General features: G+C 69.7%; 4 protein-coding genes. All 4 read right to left on the bottom strand.

Translation table 11 applies throughout. The features are described from left to right. Positions 1-498: 498 nt before the first annotated feature. Positions 499-1,593, bottom strand: coding sequence for an NADH:flavin oxidoreductase/NADH oxidase (locus PHC73_RS11395; RefSeq protein ID WP_300128210.1), 1,095 nt, complete (start codon positions 1,591-1,593; stop codon positions 499-501). A gap of 52 nt (positions 1,594-1,645) precedes the next feature. Continuing rightward, entirely contained in the window at positions 1,646-2,581 is a 936-nt protein-coding gene (locus tag PHC73_RS11390) for a DUF3179 domain-containing protein (RefSeq protein ID WP_300128208.1), read from the bottom strand. Next, complete coding sequence (locus PHC73_RS11385; protein ID WP_300128205.1) at positions 2,581-3,636, bottom strand: 2-oxoacid:ferredoxin oxidoreductase subunit beta; 1,056 nt, start codon at positions 3,634-3,636, stop codon at positions 2,581-2,583. Before PHC73_RS11385 ends, PHC73_RS11390 begins: the two co-directional genes overlap by 1 nt. Further along, on the bottom strand, positions 3,633-5,149 hold a 1,517-nt coding region (locus PHC73_RS11380), incomplete at its 5' end, for a 2-oxoacid:acceptor oxidoreductase family protein (protein ID WP_300128202.1). The genes PHC73_RS11380 and PHC73_RS11385, both read right to left, overlap by 4 nt.

Here is a 5,149-nt window from a genome sequence, read left to right as displayed (position 1 = left end):
CCAGTCTGTGGCGCGGCCGTGGCCATTATCGAACGTTCGGCCGCGCTATCCCTATTGATCCGGCGGTCGCCGCGTCCGCGCATCCCCGCCCCGAATCAACCCGGCCCTGTTCAGGGCCCTGACGGCGCCAGCCTGATGCGGTCCTGCGGTCCCGGCGCCACGCCGGTCGGGCGGGCGGCGAAGTAGGCCTCGAGCGCGTCCAGGTGTTGGGCGCCATCCAGGCGTCCACGATCGGCCCCGAGATGCCGTCACAGCCGTTGCTGCCGCCGCCGGCGAGGCCGCCTTCGTGGCTCAGCACCACCACGGCGTGGATGCGCCGCCGGCGCAGCTCGTCCTGCCGCCGGGTCAGAGTTTGTGAAGAAATGCGCGTCCTGCGCATTTCTTGCGTCGCCCGTCCGGTACACGCCCGGACGAGCTCCCGCGAATCAAGCCCTTGCGTGCTTGATTCGCGTCCGGCCATCCCTGGCCGGCCTGAGCGCTTGAAAAATTCACAAGCTCTCAGCGCAGCGCCGACAGCCAGTGTGCGTACGGTGCCGGCAGCACCCAGGCGGGGTTTTCGACGCCGAGCTCACGCGCCGCCTGGTATGGCCAGTGCGGGTTGGCCAGGTGCGCCTTGCCGACCAGCACCAAGTCCATGTGGCCGTCCTGCAGCACCTGTTCGGCGACCGCGGGCACGCCGAGGTTCCAGGCCGAGGCCACCGGGATATCCGCCTCGCGGCGCACGCGGCCGGCGATCGGCGCCAGGAAGGCCGGCTGTCCCCACGGCACCTGCGACTGCGGCGTGGTGAAGGCGCCGCTGACGCTGAGCAGGTCGAGCCCGCCGGCCTTGAAACGGCGGGCGAGCTCGATCGATTCGGCCAGATGCTCCTCGTCATGGCCGTCGAATTCGACCACGCCCAGGCGCACCGTCAGTGGCAGGCGCTCGGGCCACACCTCGCGCACCGCGGCGAGCGTTTCCAGCAGGAAGCGGCTGCGGTTCTCGAAGCTGCCGCCATAGGCGTCGGTGCGCTGGTTGGCGTGCACCGAGAAAAAGGTCTGCGCCAGGTAGCCGTGCGCGAAGTGCAGCTCCAGCCACTCGAAGCCGACGTCGCGCGCGCGCCGGGCGGCGGCGGCGAAATCCCAGCGCACGCGGGCGATGTCGTCCAGCGTCATGGCCTGGGGCACCTTCGGCAGGTGGGCGCCGAACGGGATGGCCGACGGCGCGATGGTCTGCCAGCCGCGCGGGTCGCCGTCCGGGATGTGGTCGTCGCCTTCCCAGGGCCGGTTCGCGCTCGCCTTGCGTCCGGCGTGCGCAAGCTGGATGCCCGGCACCGCGCCGGCCGCCTTGATGGCGCGCACCGAGGGCACGAAGGCCTGCGCCAGCTCGTCGTTCCAGATGCCGGTGCAGCCGGGGGTGATGCGGCCTTCCGGCGACACTGCCGTGGCCTCGACCACCACCAGGCCGGCGCCGCCGCGGGCGAGGCCGGCCAGATGCGGCAGGTGCCAGTCGGTCACCCGCCCATCGACGGCCGAGTACTGGCACATCGGCGGCACGCCGATGCGGTTGCGCAGGGTGACGTCTTTCAGTTTGAACGGCTGGAACAGTGCTGCCACGGCGGTTTCCTGTGGGAGATGGATGAGCCGGCAATGCGCCGGCTGCGGGACCTCAGCGTGGCGCCTGGTAGACCGGCTCGCTCGGGTGGCCGGCGTGCCAGGCGAACCAATATTCGGTGGCCGCCGGCACCGGCTTGCCGGCGGCATCGGTCACCAGCGCGCGCTGGTCGGCGTAGTTGAAGTCGATGGTATAGCGGACGCCGTCGACGGTGTCGGTGAACGGCGCGTCGTGCGCGGTCAGCTCGGCGAACGGGTAGGCGCGGTAATGCGCGCCGTGGCGCAACACCAGCACCGGTTCTTTGGGGTGGTAGCGCGCATCGAGCGGGCCGACCGGAAAGCGCAGCTCGCTGTTGCTGACGTAATCCGCGTAGGGGTCCTGACCGTAGGGACGCTGGTGGCCGGTGTCTGAGCTCAGCACCTGGGTGTCCGGGTGGCGCGTCAGCCAGTCGGCCCAGCTGGTTTCGGTGGCGACGATGCCGGTCAAGCGTTCGCCCTTGCGCGGACCGGCGATGGCGACGCCTTCCAGCGGCAGCCACAGCGAGCCGCTCGCCCGGTCGAACGGCAGCGTGGCGGAGTTGTACAGCAGCCCGGACACGCCGAACTCGTCCACACCCTTGGCCGAGCGGGCATCGAAGCCGGCCACGGTGCCGCTGAGCGGGCTGTAGATCAGCACGAACGGCCGCTCGCCGATGCGGTCGTTGACCACCTCGTGCCAGACCAGCACACGGCGCGGGTAGGCGCGGGCCACGCCGTCGATTTCGACGCCGACCACGCGCTCGTCGAAACCAAGGCCCGCCTCATTTGCCGGCGTGAACTTGGGTGTCGACAGCGCCGGGATGCCGTCGCGCGGCTGGCCGCCGTTGACCAGCGTTTGCTGCGGCACCGCAAGGCCGCTCAGGTCGAAGCCGTTCCAGGCATCGTCTTGGGCGGTGGCGACGACACTGGCGGCCAGCAGAAGGCCGGCCGCCAGGCAGCGGGCGGCGCCCATCAACGCAGCGCCGCGTTGACCGCCTCGAGCGCCGCCGCGCCCGGACACAGGGACTCGAACGGCAGGCGGTTCAGCGCCGTGGCGTCGGTGCCGAGCATGGCGTGCATCTCGTTCGGTTCCGGATCCACGTACAGCAGGCCGGTCAGCAGGCTGCCGTCGGTCTGATGGCGGTTCAGGTAATCCATGGCGGCGATACGGTCGTAGGGGTCGTAGTCCTCGGCCAGTTTTTTCAGGAGCAGCCGGGAGCCGTCGTGCAGCGTCACGGTGTGGTGCTCGCCCGGTGCGTAGGCGGCGGTGATTTCCTGCGCCGGCGGCACGAAGTCGGCCTCCACCAGCGGCCGGTCACGCCGGCGCGTGGCGGCGTAGCTCTTGGTGGACGATTCGTGGTTGTTGAAGGTGACGCAGGGTGAGATGACGTCGATGAAGGCAAAGCCCGGGTAGCTGATGGCCGCCTTCAGCAGCGGCACCAGCTGTTCCTTGTCGCCGGAGAAACTGCGCGCCACGAAACCGGCACCCATCTGCAGCGCCAGTTGCACCAGATCGATCGGCGTGTACGGGTTGGCCTTGCCAGCCTTGTTCTTGGAACCGACGTCGGCGGTGGCCGAGAACTGGCCCTTGGTCAGGCCGTAGGTGCCGTTGTTCTCGACCAGGTACAGCATGTTCACGCCGCGGCGCATGGCGTGGATGAACTGGCCGAGGCCGATCGACGCCGTGTCGCCGTCGCCGGACACGCCGATGTAGACCAGGTCCCGGTTGGCGGCCGCGGCGCCCGACGCAATCGACGGCATGCGGCCGTGCACGGAGTTGAAGCCGTGCGCGGGCCCGAGGAAATAGGTCGGCGTTTTCGACGAGCAGCCGATGCCGGACAGCTTGCCGACACGGTGCGGCGGCAGATCGAGCTCGAAGCAGGCCTGGATCAGCGCGGCGCTGACCGAGTCGTGGCCACAGCCGGCGCACAGCGTGGACAGCGAGCCCTCGTAGTCGCGGCGGGTCAGGCCCAGCGCGTTCTTCGGCAGCTGCGGGTGGTGGATTTTGGGCTTGGGCAGGTAGCTCATGCGGAGGCTCCCATGGCGAGCGCGCGCACCGGTTCCAGGTGCTGGCGGATGCTGTGGACCAGAAACTCGGCGGTGACCGGCATGCCGTCGTAGTGCAGCACCGGCACCAGCTTGGCCGGATCGATGTTGCCCTCGATGATCAGCATGGCGCGCAGCTGGCCGTCGCGGTTTTGCTCGGCCACGAACACCGTGTCGTGGGCGGCGATGAAGTCGTACACCTGCTGCGTGAACGGGAACGCCCGCACGCGCAGCGCGTCCACCTCGATGCCGTGGGCGTCGAGGGTGTCCAGCGTCTCGGCCATCACCTCGGCGGTGGTGCCGAAATAGAGAATGCCGGCCCGGTTGCCGGCGTCGCGGTCCACCACGGCCGGCGGCACCAGCGTGGCGGCAGTGTCGAACTTGCGCCGCAGCCGATCGACGTTGTCCTGGTACTTGGCGCCGTCCTCGGTGTAGGCGCCGAAGCGGTCGTGCCCGGAGCCGCGGGTGAAGAAGGCGCCCTTGCTCGGATGCGTGCCGGGCAGGGTGCGGTAGGGGATGGCGTCGCCGTCGACGTCGAGGTAGCGGTAGAACTGGAAACCCGCGTCGAGCTGCTCGCGCGTCACCACCTTGCCGCGGTCCGGCCGGTAGGCGTCGTCCCAGGCGAGCGGCTCGGACAGCCAGTCGTTCATGCCAAGGTCGAGGTCGCTCATCACCAGCACCGGCGTCTGCAGCCGCTCGGCCAGATCGAACGCCTGCACCGCCATGTCGAAGCATTCCTTCGGCGAGGCCGGGAACAGCAGCACGTGCTTGGTGTCGCCGTGCGAGGCATACGCCGACGACAGCAGGTCTGCCTGCTGGGTGCGCGTCGGCATGCCGGTGGACGGCCCGCAGCGCTGGATGTCGAACAGCACCACCGGAATCTCGGCGTAGTAGGCCAGACCCAGGAACTCGGTCATCAGCGACACGCCGGGGCCGCTGGTGGCGGTAAACGCGCGGGCGCCGTTCCAGGCCGCGCCGACCACCATGCCGATGGCGGCCAGTTCGTCCTCGGCCTGCAGGATGGCGTAGCGCTTGCTGCCGTCCGGGTTGATGCGGTAGTCCTCGCAGTAGGCGGCAAACGCGTCCACCAGCGAGGTGGACGGCGTGATCGGGTACCAGCCGGCCACCGTGGCGCCGGCGTACACGCAGCCCAGACCCGCCGCCGAATTGCCGTCCATGAGGATGCGGTCGCCGATCGCGTCGCGCCGCTGCGCGTGCATGGGCAGCGGGCAGGCAAAGCGCTCGAGCGCCGCGGCGCGGCCCATTTCGAACGCCTTGACGTTCGGCGGAATCAGTTTTTCCTTGCCCTGGAACTGCTCGGCGAGCAGCTGCTCGATCACCGCCGGCTCGATGTTCAGCAGCGCCGACAGCACGCCCACGTACATGATGTTCTTGAACAGCAGGCGCTGGCGCGGGTTGCTGAACTCGCGCGTCACCGCCTCGGTGAGCGGCACGCCGAGGAAGGTGATGTCCGGCCGGCGCAGCTCGGGCGCCA

Source organism: Immundisolibacter sp. (genome assembly GCF_028696615.1).
Lineage (GTDB): Bacteria > Pseudomonadota > Gammaproteobacteria > Immundisolibacterales > Immundisolibacteraceae > Immundisolibacter.
Note: the sequence above shows the minus strand (reverse complement) of the source record. Positions and strands in the feature narration are given on the sequence as shown.